This window comes from Streptomyces sp. NPDC058469 (genome assembly GCF_042721125.1).
Classification (GTDB): domain Bacteria; phylum Actinomycetota; class Actinomycetes; order Streptomycetales; family Streptomycetaceae; genus Streptomyces.
Genome location: NZ_JBHXME010000016.1, coordinates 58952 through 76425, shown reverse-complemented (window position 1 = coordinate 76425; position 17474 = coordinate 58952). Strand labels below are relative to the sequence as shown.

The 17474-nt window shown below is 67.6% G+C and carries 14 protein-coding genes; 2 read left to right on the top strand and 12 right to left on the bottom strand.

What is annotated here, in order from left to right; translation table 11 throughout:
* Positions 1–23: 23 nt before the first annotated feature.
* The 12 genes from ACFWP5_RS11280 to ACFWP5_RS11225 form a co-directional block, all read right to left on the bottom strand.
* A complete protein-coding gene (locus tag ACFWP5_RS11280) occupies positions 24–2366 on the bottom strand; it encodes a Helicase associated domain protein (protein ID WP_384153792.1) in 2343 nt (780 codons plus the stop codon).
* Between the two features lie 236 nt (positions 2367–2602).
* On the bottom strand, positions 2603–3340 hold the full coding sequence (locus ACFWP5_RS11275) for a hypothetical protein (RefSeq protein ID WP_384153789.1): 738 nt from the start codon (positions 3338–3340) through the stop codon (positions 2603–2605).
* Positions 3341–3492: 152 nt separating this feature from the next.
* Entirely contained in the window at positions 3493–5838 is a 2346-nt protein-coding gene (locus ACFWP5_RS11270; protein WP_384153786.1) for a Helicase associated domain protein, read from the bottom strand.
* Positions 5839–6036: 198 nt separating this feature from the next.
* Positions 6037–7032 (bottom strand): GntR family transcriptional regulator, encoded by a 996-nt coding sequence (locus ACFWP5_RS11265; protein WP_384153783.1) that lies wholly within the window; start codon positions 7030–7032, stop codon positions 6037–6039.
* A gap of 198 nt (positions 7033–7230) precedes the next feature.
* Positions 7231–8007, bottom strand: a complete 777-nt coding sequence (locus tag ACFWP5_RS11260) for an SAM-dependent methyltransferase (protein ID WP_384153780.1) — start codon at positions 8005–8007, stop codon at positions 7231–7233.
* A gap of 209 nt (positions 8008–8216) precedes the next feature.
* The gene (locus ACFWP5_RS11255) at positions 8217–9026 is read right to left on the bottom strand and encodes a zinc-dependent metalloprotease (protein WP_384153777.1); all 810 of its coding nucleotides are present in this window, start codon (positions 9024–9026) and stop codon (positions 8217–8219) included.
* A 28-nt stretch (positions 9027–9054) separates the two neighbouring features.
* A complete protein-coding gene (locus tag ACFWP5_RS11250) occupies positions 9055–10308 on the bottom strand; it encodes a cytochrome P450 (RefSeq protein ID WP_384153774.1) in 1254 nt (417 codons plus the stop codon).
* A 3-nt stretch (positions 10309–10311) separates the two neighbouring features.
* Positions 10312–11622: a cytochrome P450 gene (locus ACFWP5_RS11245; protein WP_384153771.1), complete on the bottom strand. Its 1311-nt coding sequence runs from the start codon at positions 11620–11622 to the stop codon at positions 10312–10314.
* A complete protein-coding gene (locus ACFWP5_RS11240; RefSeq protein ID WP_384153768.1) occupies positions 11619–12215 on the bottom strand; it encodes an ATP/GTP-binding protein in 597 nt (198 codons plus the stop codon). The genes ACFWP5_RS11245 and ACFWP5_RS11240 overlap by 4 nt, the downstream gene beginning before the upstream one ends.
* Positions 12193–12561 (bottom strand): DUF742 domain-containing protein, encoded by a 369-nt coding sequence (locus ACFWP5_RS11235; RefSeq protein WP_384153765.1) that lies wholly within the window; start codon positions 12559–12561, stop codon positions 12193–12195. Before ACFWP5_RS11235 ends, ACFWP5_RS11240 begins: the two co-directional genes overlap by 23 nt.
* Positions 12558–12980 carry a roadblock/LC7 domain-containing protein gene (locus tag ACFWP5_RS11230; protein ID WP_384153762.1) on the bottom strand — a complete coding sequence of 141 codons (423 nt, stop codon included), beginning with the start codon at positions 12978–12980 and terminating at the stop codon, positions 12558–12560. Before ACFWP5_RS11230 ends, ACFWP5_RS11235 begins: the two co-directional genes overlap by 4 nt.
* Positions 12977–14257 (bottom strand): ATP-binding protein, encoded by a 1281-nt coding sequence (locus tag ACFWP5_RS11225; protein WP_384153758.1) that lies wholly within the window; start codon positions 14255–14257, stop codon positions 12977–12979. The genes ACFWP5_RS11230 and ACFWP5_RS11225 overlap by 4 nt, the downstream gene beginning before the upstream one ends.
* A gap of 1078 nt (positions 14258–15335) precedes the next feature.
* On the opposite strand from ACFWP5_RS11225, the gene ACFWP5_RS11220 reads away from it, so the two are divergent.
* Positions 15336–16742, top strand: a complete 1407-nt coding sequence (locus tag ACFWP5_RS11220; RefSeq protein WP_384153755.1) for a helix-turn-helix domain-containing protein — start codon at positions 15336–15338, stop codon at positions 16740–16742.
* Complete coding sequence (locus ACFWP5_RS11215) at positions 16730–17461, top strand: 2'-5' RNA ligase family protein (RefSeq protein ID WP_384153752.1); 732 nt, start codon at positions 16730–16732, stop codon at positions 17459–17461. The genes ACFWP5_RS11220 and ACFWP5_RS11215 overlap by 13 nt, the downstream gene beginning before the upstream one ends.
* The last annotated feature ends 13 nt before the right edge of the window (positions 17462–17474 follow it).

Here is a 17474-nt window from a genome sequence, read left to right as displayed (position 1 = left end):
ATAGGCAGGGGACTTGGCTCTCCTCATGCTGTCTTCTCCGGGAACTCCATCCCGAGGGCCACGAGTTGCTGGTGCCGCTCCGGCCTGAGTTTCCCCTGCTGGTACATCTGGATGCAGGTGTACATCCAGGTCCGTGGGCGTAGACGGATCGGTTTCTCGATGATGTAAGTGCTCGGGATGTCCAGATGCCCGTGCCGGGACTTGAACTCGGTGACTGCTTTGAGGTTGAGGTCCCAGCGGTGTTGCAGCGCGTCCCAGACGAAACCGATGCGGTCCAGGACGTGGCGCTGCCCGGGCGTCAGACGTTCCGGGTGTAAGCGGAATCCGGCGACCTGCTGGCCGATGTTCCGGCCGCGCAGGGCGTATCTCTGAGGTATGTCGAGGTGGCCGTTCCAGATCATGAACTCGCGGCAATCCGCGACGAATTGGCTCCAGAGGTACTCAGCGCGGTCCCAGATGAACCCCTCCGCGTCGAGTGCCGCGATCTTGCCTTCGGGCACTTGGCCGTTTCTGTAGGACGTGCGCAGGGAGGCGCATATTTGGCCGAGTGTGTATTCGCGGTTCCCTCTCGTGACGGTGTAGCTCTTCGGGACGTCCAGGTTGCCGTGTTGCTTCTTGAACTCTCTCAACTCTTGGATCAGTTCCTGTAGTTTCTGGTCGGGAACCGACCACGTCATTCCGAGGGCCTCCCATTCCTCGATCTGGGAAGGCGAGAGCTTTCCCGTCTGGTGCAGTTTGCGCAAGTATGTGATCCAGCGGCCCAGGCCCAGGCCGGTAGGGGTTCGGTAGTCCTCGTGCACGCGGAGGTCGCCGTGTTCGGCCCGGTAGGTCTCGGCGGCCTGGAGGTATTCAGGCCAGACGGTGGTGGTCGCGCGTACGGTCCGTACGGCGATGGCGTCGGCGAAGTCCGCAGGGACGGGAATGCCGGTGAAGGAGAGCCACTCGGGCAGCTCTCCCTCGGTGCCGGCGCCGAGGTCAACCGTTCCGTCGGCGGCGGGGGCGGCCAGGGAGCGGCGGGCGGTTTCGAGCTGCCGGTGCAGCGATTCGTCGTGCGAGGCCAGGGCCCGGACCGTCTGCCAGACCGGGCCGAAAGGAGTGGAGCTCAGCGCCGTCTCGGGGTCCTGGTCCTCCTGGAGAAAGACCGGCACCATGATGGTCGCCGTTTTGGGTGTACTGCGGTCGCTGAGCCGCATGGCCCGCCCGGTCCCCTGGATGGTGTCGATCGTGCTGCGCGGGCTGAGGAAGCAGACGGCGTCCACGGCGGGAACGTCGACGCCTTCGGAAAGGACGCGGGCGTTGGAGACGACGACCAGGCCGTCCTCCTGCCCTGCGAGCCTGTCCAGCGCCTGTCGCCGCTCGGCGACGTTCTGACTGCCGTGGACGTGCTCGGCGGCCAAAGCAGCGGGACGCTGGTCGGGCGGCAGCAGCGCGTGGGCATGGGGCAGGAACCTGGCGAACCATTTCGCTTCGGCGACGGTGCCGTGATAGGTGATCATGCGACGGATGCCGTGTTCATGGGCGGCCCGCAGTACGGCGAGCTGCTTGGCGAGCATGGAGGCTGCCACAGCGGTCCTGCCGATCCGCAGGAACGCGTCGTCCCGGCCGAGCAGCTGATGGGTCTCATTGCTGGTGACGACGGGGACCACAAGGCGGTAGCGGGCGAGGAGACCGAGGTCGATGGCAGTCGAGAACGGCAGCCGGTAGGCGACCGGGCCGTAGAGGTCTTCGTCATCCATGCTGATGACGCCCTCGCCCTCGCTGTCGAGGATCCGGGGAGTGGCGGTGAGATACAGGCGCCGTCGCGCCGTGATGATGTCGTCGTAGTGGATGGCAGCCCAGGCTTTTCCCGTGGCGCCTGCCGTGCGGTGGGCTTCGTCGATCACGGCGATGTCCGGCGCCGCCATGTGAAATCGCGCCTGGGCCTCGGCCAGGACGTGGAGGCTGGCGTAGGTGCAGGCGACAGTGACCGCCCCGGGGCCGGAGGCGAGTTCCGCCAACTGGGCGGCGTCGTTGGCGACTCGGGTGTCGCTGTCGGCGAGTTCGGCCTGCAGGCCGGTGCGGTTGGCAGTGAGAACCTCGCGGTCCGAGCAGACCGCGATGACGCGCCCCAGCCGTTGCCGGCCGAGCTGGCGTGCCCACTCCGCCATCGTCTGGCGAACCAGTTCCAGGGTGGGGACGACCACCAGGCGGCGTTGGGCACCGGCGTCGGCGACGAGACCCGCGACCTCCGCGCCTACCCGCGTCTTGCCGGTCCCGCACGCCATCACGGCGGTGACCCGGCTGGAGTCGATCAGGCCCTTGGTCAGGGCGTCCGCTGCTTCCTGCTGGTGTGCAAACAGGGGAGGCGGAGTCTGGAGCAGGTCCACTATCGGTCGGTTCCTCGGTCTTGTCGGAGCAAGTTGGGGGGGAGAAGTTCGTGCGGAGGTGAAGCGTCGTCGCCCGCTGCGGGGGCCACGTCCACCGGGTCTGTGTGCGCGGTGCGTGGTCGGTTTGCTGAGCACGACCGGCTACTTCAGGTGTTGCCATCCGATCGAGGAGGTGCCCGGCTGCCTGTTGGAGGTCCCGCGGCCCTCGGATGGCGAGCAGCGGGTGTGCGGTGCTGCTACTCCCGCTGGACGGTGCCTTTGCGGTCCTGCGGTCCGCCGCCGAGCGCTCCCTGCACACGTCCCGCGTCGGCGTCCCCCGCAGGGGTGCCGGGATGCCCGGCCAGAATCCGGGCAAGTGCCCGGTTGAGCTTGCCCTCGACCTCGTCGGTGAGGTCCTTCCCGTCCGTGGTGACCACCCGTACGGAGTTGGTGCTCGCGGTGGTGACGCCTTTCCGGCCGCTGCGGTACCAGGTCTCGAAGGCCACGTGCAGGGTTGCCTTCGGGGACGTGACGGCAAGCACGTACCTCCCCCTGTCGTCTCGGCCGACGCAGACGTCGATGTCGTCCCGGCCGTTCAGGTGGGCCTCACACCGGCGGAGTTCTTTGCGGATTTCCATCGGAAGCGTCTCGGGATCACCGATCCGGTTCAGGGAGGGGAGGGCTGCTGGAGCGTCAGCGTCGGTGCACAGACGCTCGGCCAGCGCGCGGTACTCCGGCCATGAGTGCGGTACAGGACGCCGCTCGCCGTCCTGGAACAGCTGGTAGGCGGAGCGTTTCCATCCTCTGCTGCTGCGCCGCAGCAGGGCCTCGATCCGCAGGCGGCCGTTGTGGTGCGTGATGCGGATAGCGGCCTCGCCCTCGTAGGCGATCACCGGAGCAATGCCCGTTTCGCGGGCTATGGCGTCGGCCTCACGCTGTACCTGCAGAGGTATGAACGGTTGCTGCTCGGCGGGGAGTTGACGGGCATCGGGCACGATCTGGACTGCTCCTTCTGGCCAAGAACGTAAGGAGGGCAGGCCCGGCGGCCTGCCGCCTTTGGCCGTGACGGGTCCGGGGCGGCTTCCGTGATCAACCCGGGGCCGTGCCTCGTCGGATCCGATCGGCACCGTGACGCGACTTTCCGGCATCAATTGCGTCCCGGGAGTTTGCGGATGACGGCCCGTACGCCGAGCCGGGACAATTCCCGGGCCAGATCCGCGCTGATGGTGTTGTCGCGCAGCTTCTTTCTCTGGTAGCGCAGCCAGTACCCGAGTTTCAGCCCGTCGGCTGTGACGTAGTCCCAGGGCACTTCGGTATGGCCCTCCGCTGCGCGGTAGCCCCTGAGTGCCTGCAGATGACGAGGTTCGTGCAACTGGCGTCCGTCGAGGTGGAGTTGGTTGGCCGTAATGCGTTCTGCGCGCTCCGGTGACAGGTTGCCCGCCTTGAGTTTCTGGAGCTGCATGGTGCGCCAGTTGCCGAGGTTCAGTCCGCCGGCGGTGATGTGGTCCTTCGGGACGATCGGGTGGCCGTGTTCCTTCTTGAACTCCAGCCAGGCCGCGAAGCCTTGGTTCCAGTAGTGCTCGATCCGGTCGCGGATGAAGCCGAGTTCGAGGAGTTGGACTTGGCGCTCGACACTCAGGCCGTCCCAGGTGTTACGGCGGGTGGTCACCTGACTTCCCAGGGGCCGGCCGGCCGGTGTCACGTATTTCTGGGGAACGTCCAGGTGTCCGTTCTCCTCGCGGAACGCGACGAGGTCCGCGACAAACTGCTCCCAGATGCGGTCGAGTTTGTTCCAGACGATGCCGAGTGCTTCGAGTTCGGCGATCTCCTCAGAAGTCGCCTGGCCGTCGCGATAGCGGCTCTTGTGGTTTTCGAGCCAGCTGTAAAGGGGGAGTCCCTCCGGAGTCGTCCAGCCACGCGGAGGCTCCAGGTGACCGTGTGCTGCGCGATAGGCGGCGCACGCGGCGGTTCCCTCGGCCCAGGCGCTGCTGGCGGACCGGACGATCCGTACGGATATGGCGCGGGCGAAGTTGGGCGGCACGGGAATCCCGCTGATGCTCAGCCAGTCGGGAAGGTCACCGTGCGGCTCGGAGTCCTCCTGCCTGTCGAGGTGGAGATCGAGGCTGTCGCGGGCGCCCAGGGACTGCCGTGCGTTGTCGAGCCGCTTGCCGAGGGTGTCGTCGGTGGCCCGTAACGCCTGAGCTACCCGTAGCACCGGCCCGAACTTGCTGCCCAGCAGGGCCTGTTCGGGGTCGACGCCGTCTTCGAGGAGGAGCGGGACGATCACGGATGCGACCTTGCCCGTGCGGCCTCCGGTGCGCAGGGCGCGGCCGAGGCCCTGGATGATGTCGACGACCGACTGGCGGGGATCGAGGAAGGCGACCCCGTCGACGGCCGGCACGTCGACGCCCTCAGTGAGCACCTTCACGTTGGAGACCACCGTCAGGCCCTCTTCACGGGTGCTGAGCCGGTCCAGGATCGTGCGCCGTTCCTGGCCCTGCTGAGAGCCGTGGACGTGGGCGGCCCAGAGGAATCCGGCAGGCCGGGTGTCGGGGTCGAGGAGGTCTGCGACGGCCGGGAGCGTCTCTGCGAACCAGCGGGCGTCGGTTATCCGGTGGTGGAAGGTGATCAGGTTTCTGATGTCGTGCTCGCGTGCGGCTCGCAGGACCGCGATCTGCTTGGCCAGCATGGCGGCGGACATGCCGGACCGTCCGACACGGAAGTGGGTCTCCGCCTCGGCGAGCGCCTGCACCTCGCGGCTGGTGGCCACGGCGACGATGAGGCGGTAGTCGGCGAGCTTGCCCATCGCGATGCCGCGGGAGAACGGGATCGTCTTGCAGATGGGCCCGTAGATCTTCGGGTCGTCCATGCTGACGGCCGTCTCGCCGGTGATCAGCGGGGTCGCGGTCAGATAGAGGCGGCGCTCGGCCGGCAGGGCGATGTCGTCGTGGACAAGGCCCCATGCCTTGCCGGCAGCCCCGGCAGTGCGGTGCGCCTCGTCGATGATCATCATGCGCCAGGGCGGGAGGCCGTGGTGGGCATGGGCGGCGGCCAGCGTCGGCAGGCTCTGATACGTGGCGGCCACAGTGACCCGGCCAGGGCCAGCGGTGAAGTCGGTGAGCTGGTGCGGGTTGGTGGTCACCATCGTCTGCTGGTGGACCAGGGGCTGGTCGTCGCTGTCCAGGAGGACACTGTCGTCGGAGCACACGGCGACGACACGGCCGAGGTGGGCGTCGCCCCGGTAGTCCCTCCAGTCGCGCAGGATCTGACCGACCAGGTCGATGGTGGGCGCGACGATCAGCACGCGGTCGTCGGCAGCGACGGTGTGAGCGACTTCGCAGGCGGCCCTCGTCTTGCCGAGACCGCACGCCATGACGCCTGTGGTCCGGGGCTCGGTGCTGAGCGTGCGGACGGCCGCGGAGACCAACTCGTTCTGGTGGGGCCACAGTTGCGGAGCACTGCTGCCGACGTGATCGATGACAGGGGTGGGCACGAATTCCTCTTCGTACGAGATACGGGATGCGGTATGTGACGGGCCGCCTGCGCAGCACGGCTGTGCGAGCGCGTACGGGCCGGACGGGGTGCCGCGCACGGCTGGGAGGAGTTCCTGGGCAATTGCCGGGACCAACACGTCCACGGTGCTTGTCCAGGCCGGTCGCTTCGGTGCACGCCATGGGGGCCATGAGGCGCGTTAACCAGAACGGGGTGCGCCGGTGGCGCGAGGGGATTCGGAGGTAATGGCTGTGAAAAATCCGATCCCTGTACGGTGGTCGACTATCTTTACGTCGCGCAAATCGCGGAGAGCCGCAAGGACACTCTCCTCGGATATTTCCAACCGATTCGATATGTCGGCGGACGGGATGACCGTCCCCGAGGGGTATGTTCCGTCGGAGATGCGAGACAGGATAATCCGCCGCGCGCTCGTATAGGCGCCCTTTACGGTGATCTCTCCAGATGCCCACGGTTTGGGCGGGTGGACCTGGCTGAATGATTTGGGCGTAACTAAGGTTTTCTCAAGGTCCCAACCCTTTTCGTATCTACTGTAGAGCACTTTGAGATCGACCCGGCAACGGCGATGTCGGGACCACTCGGCCAGGGTGTGCAACTCGCCAAACGCTTCTAATTTCGTACTCCCCGGCTTGCGGCGCTCGGAAGGCGTCAGTAGTTCCTCGGCAGAGAACTTTGCTAGATCCGGGGCCACGTAGGTGCGATTCGTTCCGACCAGTACCAGAATATTCTGGCTTTTTAAGGGAGTGGTTGCCTTGCGGACTGTAGCTGGCGATACGCCGAACTCCTCCGCCAGGTGAACGAGCGGTGGGAACTGTTCACCCGGCCCATAGATCCCCTTGCCGTTCAGTCCGTCGTGAAGGCGCTCGCGGAGGACACGTTCGATGTACTCATCGTGAGGCAGATCGGCATACTCGGCGGGCGGGCTCCAGGAATCCCCTTCAATGACGACCCGGCAGCCGATATATGGACGTGGCTCGATCAACCCGTCTAGACGCATTTCCCGAAGGACGGGAGAAAGGACGGCCCCCACATCCCACGAATTCAGAGAGAATTCCTCGAACAGTTGAGCCCAGCTGAAACGATGGCCGGGCGGCCAAATGCCGTTGGCGATCCGGGCGCGTAGGGCCTGGTCAATTCGCTCCGATCTCTCCTTCTTGGTGGTGTAGCGATAGCCCATACTCATTCCTGTATCTCGGGGTATTGCTGCGTCCGACGCTGGATTGCAGGGCTGCACGAGCAGCGGGTTCGAGGACGGGGGCTCGGATTCCGATCCGGGGCACGATGTGGCCCAGCCGGCGATGGCGGAGACGCACCCGGTGGCATTGAAGCGGGATCAGGAGAGCGGTATTCGGCGGCGGTCGGCGAAACGGAGGTGTTACGCCTTGCGGGAGACGCCTCCGTAGATGTCCGTGTACTTCGGGGAGCTGTCCGGATCGGGACGCCACAGCGGGCAGGAGACGATGCCGGGTTCCAGCAGGGTGAAGTCGCCGTGGAAGGAGGCGAGTTGGGAGGGGCTGCGCAGGACGTACGGGGCGGCTCCGGTGTCGTCGTAGCCCTGCTGGGCCTCCCGGAGGGCGTCGTCTTCGTCGACTCCGTCGTAGGTCACGAAGTAGCTGCCGGCGGGGAGGGATTCCCGGAGGTGACCGACGATCGCGCGGGCTTCGTCGTAGTCCTCGATGTGCCCGAGGATGCCCATCAGCATCAGGGCGATCGGCTGAGTGAAGTCCAGGAACTGGCGAGCGGCTTCGAGGATCGCTTCGGGCTCGCGCAGGTCCGCGTCGACGTAGTCGGTGACGCCTTCGGGCGTGCTGTAGAGGAGTGTTCTGGCGTGGGCCAGGACCTGCGGGTCGTTGTCGACGTAGACGATCTTGGCGTCCGGGGCGATGGCCTGGGCTACTTCGTGGGTGTTCTGGGCCGTCGGTAGACCGGTGCCGATGTCCAGGAACTGACGGACACCCAGTTCGCCGGTCAGGAAACGAACGGCACGGACCAGGTAGGCGCGCGACTCGCGGGCCATGTCCGCTACCTGGGGCGCCGTCTTGAGATAGGCGTCGCCGGCCTCCTCGTCGACGGGGAAGTGGTCCTTGCCGCCCAGCCAGTAGTTCCAGATGCGTGCCGAACTGGGGACGCTTGTGTCGAATGGGATGGGCAAGAAGGTCTCCAGGGTGTTGTGTCTGGCCGCGGGTGGAGGGAAGCCGCAGGGCGGGGAGGCCCGGGGCGCGTTGCGGCGCGGCCGGGACCGTGGTGGTGTCCGCCACCGACAGCGGGCATCACCACGGGGGGACTTCGGGTGCCGCCGGATCAGCTCTGTGATGACGAGGACCAAGCCGGGGCGGTGGTCTTCCCCGGGGTGGGAGGGGGTTAGGCAGGTACGCGGCTGGCCCACTGGGCGGGGCGGCGGAGTTCGACGAGGGTGGGGACCAGCCCATCCACTGACCACACCCGGTTGAAGCGCTCCGGACCGACGGCCGACAGGGACTGGCCGACAAAGGTCACGGCGCCTCTGATCCGTCTCTCCTCACAGGCTGAGAGGAGACGGCCCAGCAGCCGCTGCCCCAGATATGCCCCGGGCCGACGGCGCTGGTTGCGGACGACGGCCCTGCCGAGTATCAGGGGAGTGACCTCATTGCTCGTCCAGCGCGCGTGACCGTCGCTGAGCGCTGTGACGGCGTCCTGCGAGGGTTGGACTATGGGATAGAACAGGGGCGGGATGAGGTTTCCCTCGCATGCCGCGACCTGGGCCTGTTTGGCGAGGGCGCGGACCAGCAGGACCAGCAGCTGGTCAGGGGTGTTCAGACCCTGGTGTTCCAGGCTCTCAGGCACCAGCAGCGAGGTGGGGCGGCCCATGCTGTTGGAGATCAGTTCGGACTCATCGGTCATCCAGAAGTGGTGGGCGGCCGTCCGAGTGACCATGGGTAGTAGGTCGACCCTCCTTTGCTGGGCCGCGGTCAGTTTCACGCCCTCGGTCTCACGTTCGGCCTGGCGGCGCGCGAAGGCGCTGAGGGCCGTGCCGAGGCCCTCGCGATCCACCAGCGTGACCGCGACGGTCTCCGGCAGAGGCAGGCCGGTGGACTTCTCCACGTACGGGGCAGCGTTGGTGAGCATGGTGGTGATCTGCCCGGCCAACTCCTCGTTGCTGCCGGTGTCGTCCTGCACGTTGATCGAGTACATCTGGGTCTTTCTGGTCGAGGGCTGCGGGTCAGCGGGTGGCGGGGCCGAGGACGACGGGGAGGCGTTCGTGGCCGTTGGAGATGAAGCTCTCCAGATGCGTCAGGTCTTCGGGTTCGACGGCCAGACGCAGGGCGGGGAAGCGGTCGAAGAGGGCGTCGAAGGCGATGCGGCCCTCGATGCGAGCGAGTTCGGCGCCCACGCACAGGTGGGAGCCGTGGCCGAAGGCGAGGTGGTCGCGTGCGGTGTCCCGGGTGACGTCGAACGCGTCGGCGTTGTCGGGGTGGCGGCCCGGGTCGCGGCCCGCGGCCGCGTAGTTGATGACGAGGGCATCGCCCGGGGCGAATGTGAGACCTGTGGGCCCGTCGATGACCTCGCGCACGGCGAAGCGCAGGGGAATCGACGCGATGGGCGCCTGGTGACGCAGGGTCTCTTCTACGACCTGTTCCCACGGGATCTCGCCGGTGGTCGCGAGGGCGAGTTGGGAGGGGTGGGTGGCGAGGTTGGTGATGCCGTGGTCGAGGAGGTTGACGGTCGTCTCGTGTCCTGCGCCGATCAGGAGCAGGAGGCTGTCGGCGAGTTCCTGTTCCGTCAGCTCGCCTCCGTCATGCTCGGTGATGAGCAGGGAGGTGACGTCGTCCCCCGGGTCCCGGCGCTTGGCGTCGATCAGCCGGGCGATGAGGCTGTAGACGCGGGCGGGGGCGGCCTGCGCTTCCTCGGGGGACAGGTTGGTGGCGAAGAGCAGTCCGATCACGTCGCGGAAGGGGCCGTGCAACTCCTCGGGAACACCGAGTACGAGGTTGGCGCCCCGCAGCGGCAGGAGCCAGGCGAACCGGGCCCGCAGGTCCACGACCTCGTCCGGACCGGCCGTCTCGAGGTCGTCGAGGAGGCTGTGCGTGATGGCCTCGATCTGCGGAATGAGGGCCCTGACCCGCCGAGGGCTGAACGCGGCCTGGAGGGGCCGGCGCAGCCGGTCGTGCTCGGCACCGTAGGCGGTCAGCGCGTTGACGACGTCGACCCACGTACTCAGCGCCCAGGCGTCGGGTATCTCGCCGTTGATGTAGGCGGGCCAGTGGCGGTGGGGGTCTTTGGAGATGTCCGGGTGGACGAGCAGGCGGCGGATCAGGCCGGGGTCGGTGACCGACCAGGCGGGGACCTCTCCGGGGAGCAGGATGCGGGCGGCCGGGCCGAGTGCGCGCAGGGCGGCGGCTTCGCCGTGGATGTCTGAGCCTTTGGGGTCAAGGGGGTAGGGGCATCCGGTGGCGGGGGGCTGGGTGGTGGTCATGCGTCACCTTCCGGGCAGGGCGAGACGAGTGGTGTCGGGCTGGAACGAGACGGGGAGGGCGGCGGGCCCGGCCAGGAACGGCCCGGGCAGGGTGGGCACGTTGGCGGGGGCGACGGTGAGAGCGAGCTTGGGCAGACGGTCGAGGGCGCGTTCGACCGCGATTTCGCCGATGACCCGGGCGATGCCCGGGGCCGGGCAGCCGTGGGTGCCGGCGGAGAAACCGAAATGCGCGCGGTTGCCCGCGAAAGCTCCGGGTGAGGTGCCGACGAAGAGATCCGGGTCGCTGTTGGCGGCGGCGTACGAGCAGAGAATCGGATAGCCGGGATGAACCAGCATGCCCTGGACCCATTGAATGCCTTGCGCGTACAGGGGGTGGTAGTTGGCGACGGGCGGGTTCTTCCACATCACGGCGTTGAGGGTGTCGGCCACGGGGCGGACGCCGGTGTGGACGCTTCCGCCGGACTCGGAGTCGGTGATGATGTCGAGCAGGGCACTGCCGATGTATTCGCTTTCGGGCGGGGCGGCGGCGCCGAAGAGGAGGAGCAGTGTCTGCACCATCTCGCGGTTGCTGAGCCCGCCCTGGATCAGGTAGGTGATGACGTCCGGGCCGGGGTGGGCGCGCTTGAGGCGGGTCAGTTCCAGGCAAGCCCCTTCGAGGTCGGCATTGGCCTGCGCGGCGTCGTCGGGGCCGGCGGAGAAGAGGCGGGTCACCGCGTTGACGATGCGTTCGCCGAGGGAGGACTGGACGATTTGCTCGCTGCGGGAGGAGGACGGGGAGTCGAGGAGATCGATCACCGTCAGCATCGGCAGTGGGCCCGCGTACTGGGCCATGAGGTCCGCGCGCCCGGCCGCGGCGAAGGAGTCGAGCAGCTGGTCAGCGATCCGTGCGACGGAATCGGCGAGTGCGAACGTGTCGACGCGGGCCAGGGCGCTGGTGATGGCGTCGCGCAGCCGGGTGTGCTCGGCGCCGTCCTTCCACAGCGCGTTGTCGCGCGGTCCCATCATCATGAGCGCCGGACTGCCGGAGGGGATCTCGCCCCGCTGGAGAGCCGCCCAGTGGACGGGGTCCTTCGCGAACAGGGTCGGGTTGTTGAGCAGGAGGTATCCGACGGCCCCGTGCGTGACGGCCAGGTATCCGTACACGCCGGGCTGGATCTCGACCGGAACGACCGGACCCTGCGCCCGCAGGCGGGCGTAGGTGGCGTGCGGGTCTGCGCTGAAGGCCGGGCCGAAGATCGGCAGTGGACTGTCAGGCGGCGGGGCCGGCGCGGACACCGGGCACTGCGGGACTCCGGGCTGGGGGTGGGTGGTCATCGGCTGGGCTCCGGCGTCAGGGTGAGGAGATGTTTGACAAGCGCGACCAGCGCGTCACGGCAGCTGCTGCGGACGCGGGCGTCGCAGGCCACGACCGGGGTCGTGGCCTCCAGGCGCATCACCGCGCGCAGCCGGTCCGCGGTCGGCTCGGGAGCGCCGTCGAACCGGTTGACGACCACCGCGTACGGCAGGGCCAGGTCCTCGATGAGTTCGAGGATGGGATAGGTGTCGCCGAGGCGGCGGGTGTCGACCAGGAGGAGCACGCCGAGCGCACCGTGGGCCAGGTCCTTGAGGATGGGGAAGAAGCGGGGCTGCCCCGGTGCCCCGAACAGGTAGAGGACGAGGTTGTCGTTCAGGTGCAGGCGGCCGAAGTCCATGGCCACCGTGGTCTTCGTCTTGCCGGGCAGCTCCGTGCGGTCGACGTCCGCGCCCACGCTCGTCATGGTTTCCTCGGTCGTGACGGGCTTGATCTGGGACACGCTGCCGATCAGTGTGGTCTTCCCGGCGCCCAGGGCCCCGGCGACCAGGATCTTCCTGGTCAGCTCGGTCCCGCGCAGGACAGGCGCGGGTTCAGAGCTTGTACAGCCCTTCAAGGACGGCCTCCAGGATCATTCGGTCGGGGGCTCCGGCGGCTTCGTGGATGCGCCCCGCGGTCGTGATGTGTCCGGTTTCCATGAGGTCCGCGAGCAGGATGCGGACCACGCATATGGGCAGATCCAGCAGGGCGCCGAGTTCGGCGACCGACTGGGCGCTGCGGGCGAGCAGGTCGAGGATCGCGTTCTGCTCGTGGTTGAGCTGGGCGCGGCTGGGCTGAGGGGAATAGGGAGACAGGGCAACGAGGGTGACGAAGTCGAACGTGTTGCGGGAGGCGGCGGCACGGCCGCCGGTGACCACGTACGTCCGCACCAGCGGGTCACTGCCGTGCCCTGTGGACGTCATCCCTGTTCGGCGGACGGTCGTGGATCGACCGCCAGCGCGTCACTCAGGCGTTTGACGTTGGCGGCCATGGTGTACGAGAAGTGGTCGATCTCCACGGCGCTGCCGGCCGAGGCCACCAGATACGAGCCGTTGCCGGCGGCGATGACGAACAGGTAGCCGTCTCGGTACTGGACCATCGTCTGCTGCCAGGGGGTGTCCAGGTCGCTGACGAATTCGGCGCCGTTGCGGCTGAGGGACTGGAGCCCGGTCGTGGTCGCCGCGATCTTTTCGGCGAGTTCCCGGCCGACGCCTTGTGAGGCCGACACCGCGAGCCCGTCGGCGGACAGCAGGACGGCGTGCCGGGCATGGGGGACCTGCACGATTTCATCGAGGATCCAGCTCAGGTCGGGGCGAAGCTTCAACTCCGGGTAGGGGTTCATCGCGTCGGCTCCTCGGGAGCGGTGGGGGTTTCGGTGGTGGTCTTGTGCACGGACTGGGTGCCCTGCGCGAACGCGGCGAACCCGCGGCCGGAACCCGGGGGCGGGGGCTCCGGGGCGACCAGTTCCGGAGCCCTGTGGCGGGGACCTCCGCGCCGCGGGCCACGGGCCGCGAGTCCGTCGGGCGTCACCTGGTATCCGCCGTTCGTGACGGGCTGGCTGTGGCCGACGGTCGGGGAGGCCGCGTGGGTCGGCTGACTCGTGCCGGGCGCAGGGGTCTCGGCCGGCGGCGCGGCGAGCATGGTGCGGGGCACGAAGACGACGGCTCGGGTCCCGCCGTGGACCGAGTGCGCCTGGTCGAGACGCACGCTGAAGCCGTACTGCCGGGCGAGCGCGCCCACGCCCAGGTGCCCGAAGGCAGGAGGTGTGTGCAGCTTCGTGAGCTGGACGGGATGCTGGCCGGACAGGCGCCGGGCTGCCTCTTCGCGTACTTCGGCCGTCATGCCGGATCCGGCGTCGTGGATCTCGATGCTGATGCCTTGGTGGGCATCGACGAACGACACCTCGACCGGCGTCCGCGGCGCGCTGTGCCGGGCGGCGTTGTCCAGCAGCTCCGCCACCGCCAGTACCACCGGTTCCACGAACCGGCTGCCCAGGTAGTAGGGGAACTCCCGGGGAACTTTCACCCGGAGGTAGTCACGAATGCGGGACACGCCTCCCCGCACCGCGTCCAGCATCGGAACATCGTCCCGCTGACGGCCCGGCCACTTCCCGGTGATCACTGCGAGGATCTGAAGGCGCCGGGCCAGCTGGCTCGCGGAGTGGTCAAGTGGCTGGAGCCGAGCGAGTATCTCCTCGTCGTGCTGGGTGGCCAGCAGGTGGGTGATCGCGGTCTGTATGTCGTAGACCAGCGGCTGAAGCGAACTGGTGGTGGCCTGCACAGCGGCGCGGGAGGACGCCTCGGCCCGGGTGTCCGCCGCCTTGAGCGCGGCATCGACCTGGTCCAGGACCGACCGGTAGGCCACGCCGGTCTCGGTCTTGGCCAGCTGTTGGTGCAGTGTGGTTCCGGTGGGCGAGGCGGAGTTACCGGTGCCGTTCTGCGAGGCGTACACCAGCGCCGGAAGCCGGGTGCTGGCCAGGTGCCGGGCCTCCTCGTCCCGCGCCGCTACCTGCCGCAGGGCGCTGGCCCGAGCGCCGCGATAGCGCACCGCGACCGCGCTCGCGGCGACGAATCCGGCGGACGGCGCATAGAGCAGCACGTCCTGTATCAGGGAAGTCATCAGATCCTCACGGGCATCTGGGAGTCGGGGACGGACACTCGGCGACGCGCAGCAGCGGCAGTACGGGATGCAGCATCATCGGCGCTGTGAAGGCCCGGCCGGTACGTCCGGCGCTGCCGAGACGAGCCCAGCGCAGGTGCCCGTCGGCCGGGCCTTCACCGGCGGTACCTGGAGCGTTCCGCTGTCCTTGTGAACCGCCGGCGTCGGCCAGTCCGTCTCGTAACCCGACCCGGGCGGGAGGAACAGCACCCACTCGCCAGGTCGGGAAAGGGCCGCGCCCACGGGATGAAGGCGGTGATGAGCAAGACGAGCGAGGGCCTGCCGAGCCTGTGATTCGGGCAGGACCAAGGTGTCGAACAGGTCGCTGACCGGCACCTCGACAGGTAATGAGGCCAGACAGGCGGCCGGGAGCACGCTGGCCAGCGTGGGGTTCGAAGCCGCTGCCACGGGCATCTTCCGGCTCGGCAGTGAGACACCGTTCGCCCGGCTGACCGTGGCGGCGATCTGCGGGTCTTCGACAGGCCCGAAGTCCTTGATGCGCGCGAGTCATGTTTTCGTTTCGGGGAAGGCCCGGAAGGTCCGGGCGTACGGATGGTGTGGCGCAGGAAGGGTCGGCAGCGCTCGCCGGACCGCTGGAAGGAGAACCGGATCTCCCCCACACGCGGCGGGAGCACGGGCTTGGGCCCGTCCACCCCGCGTCGGTGGGCCTAAGAACCGGGCGGGACGAGGCCGGCAGGGGGACCGGGACCGTCCCTGCGACTGGTTAGCGGGCCAGCCGTGCGGAGTGGACGGACGGCGGTTGGATCAGGAGCCGGAGCATGGAAGCGGTAGTCCTTCCGAGAGGAGTGATTTCACGTGACCGGAGGACGAAGGCGCGGGACTGCCCCGGCGAGCGAAGCCATGTCGATCGGGTCGCTCCGAAGGAAGCCCTGTACGGATCGTGGTCACAGAGTGACCGTCTCGCGAGCCCGGGCGCCCCACCAGGGGAAATCAGAGGGGGAAAAAATCTGTCAAGGGGGAAACAGGGGAGGGAAGTTGCAGCCATGATTGGCACACACACGACGACAAGGTCACGCTCATGGCAACAGACCCGTTCGCGGAACTGCTGATCCAGCTCCGGAAGGACGCAGGCCGGACGCAAGACCAGCAGGCCGACGCGATCAACGCTGCCTCAGGCCGGGAAACCGTGACCCGACGTGAGATCACCCGCTACGAGAAGTCCGAGAACATCCCTACGAACCACACACTCGCCCACATCGCAGTGGCCACCGGCGTCCCCTTCGACGAACTACTGCGGGAGGCCAAGGCCGCCCGCGCCCGCCGGAGGAAGGGGAACGTCCGTGAAGAGGGGGACCAGGACGGCACGAAACGCCACACCCTGCTTGAAGGTGGCGTGGTCGATACGGTCGCCGTCGAGCCGCACTGGGACAGCCCCGTAGACATCACATCGACCCTTGACGTCCTGCTGGCATCCAATACTGCGTCGGTCGCCCTTCAGGCATCGGGCAACGTACTGCTGCGCATCATCGAGGAGTACGAGTCTGACGGCCCCACGGGTCCCTCCCGGCTCGCAGCGGAGACACGCCGGCTCCGCTCCCGTCTGCACAAACTGCTGCAAGGGCACCAGCCACCTTCCCACCGTGCCGAGCTATTCCGGATCGCCTCACGCACCTCGGCGGTCCTGGGTTACATGGCCGTCAACGCTGGACGCCACAACCTGACCACGGCCTACTGCACTGAAGCAGTTGTCATGGCGACGGACATCGGCGATCTGGAAACGGTCATGTGGGCCCACGGCACGCTGTCGTTGTCCGCTTACTACCGAGGTAACCTCACGGACGCGGTTCGCTGGGCCAGCGCGGGGATCGACCTTGCTCCCGACCATCCGCAGGCGATCCGCTTGCAGGTCAACGGACTTGCCCGCGCACTCGCCCGCCAAGGTGACCGTCCTGGCACGCTCAAAGCGATCTTGGCGGCCGAAGACCTCACCGCCCGACACGACGTCAGCTCCGCTCTCACTCCATGTATTTCTCTGGAGCCTTACGGTCTTCCCCGCACTTTGGCAAACGCGATCACCGGCCATGTCTCTCTCGGTGACACCGCAGACGTCCTGCGCTATGAGAACGAGATCAGCGGGCACGTCGCCACCTCTGAATCGGATTGGACCCGCTCCCTGGTGGCACTCGACGTCGCAACCGTCCTCGTTTCCGGCCGTAGTACGGACGTCGAGCACGCCATGCTCTTGGGGCGCCAGGTCCTGGACGACGCACAGCACGGCCCCCTGATCCTTTCAGTCGTCCAGCGTGCTCACGCCCTGCACCGCAGTGCCAAGAGCTGGAAGGAGACTGCGGCCGTACGCGAGTACGGCGAGGCCCTGCGGGCGTGGTCAGACACCCCTCGCGTACGACAGTTGACCGAATCTGTCACGATGTCCGTATCAGGAGATGCCTCAGGAAGGACGTCGTCAACGGGATGGCTTCGCTGATATCGCACCCGGACGCGTTCCCCGCCGCTCCTCCTCCGGACCTGGATGATCCTGGGGTCATCGCTTCCCACGAGTGGCAGGCTTTCGATGAACTAGTCCAGATGCAAGACCACTGGCAGCGCCCTGGATGGACTGCGGAGACCCGGGCCTACTACTGGCTGATCACCATCCCCGACGACCACACGTTCGTCGCTCACGCTCTGCGGAGCCAGGATCTGGTCCGCGATCTCGGAGTGTTCGATCTAGTTGGCGCGGAGGACTTCCACCTCACGCTCGGACGCATCGGTCGCACCGCTGAAGTCAATGACGACCAACTCAGGTATCTCACCAAGGCTGTTCAGGCCCGCGCGCCACACGCGTTCAAACTTTCGGCTCTGCCCCTGACCGGATCCCGCGGAGCCCTCCGCTACAGCGTTGCTCCCTGGACTCCCGTTATCTCCCTCCATCAGCTCCTGGTTGAGACGGCGGCCAGATGCGGGCTGCCCCCCATGAAGAGCACCAGCAGACTCAGACCGCACATCGGGATCGGCTACTGCCACACAGCAGGTCCGGCCGGCCCCGTCCATGCCGCCGTGAAACGCCTCCGGTCGTTGCCGCCCACAGACCTACTGATCGAGCGTATCGATCTTGTCGAAATGCGACGTGAGCGTGCTTCCTATAAGTGGCGGGTCGTCCAGACAGTTCGGCTGCCACGCGCCGATGGCGTGGCACTCGCCTGATCGGCGCGAATCT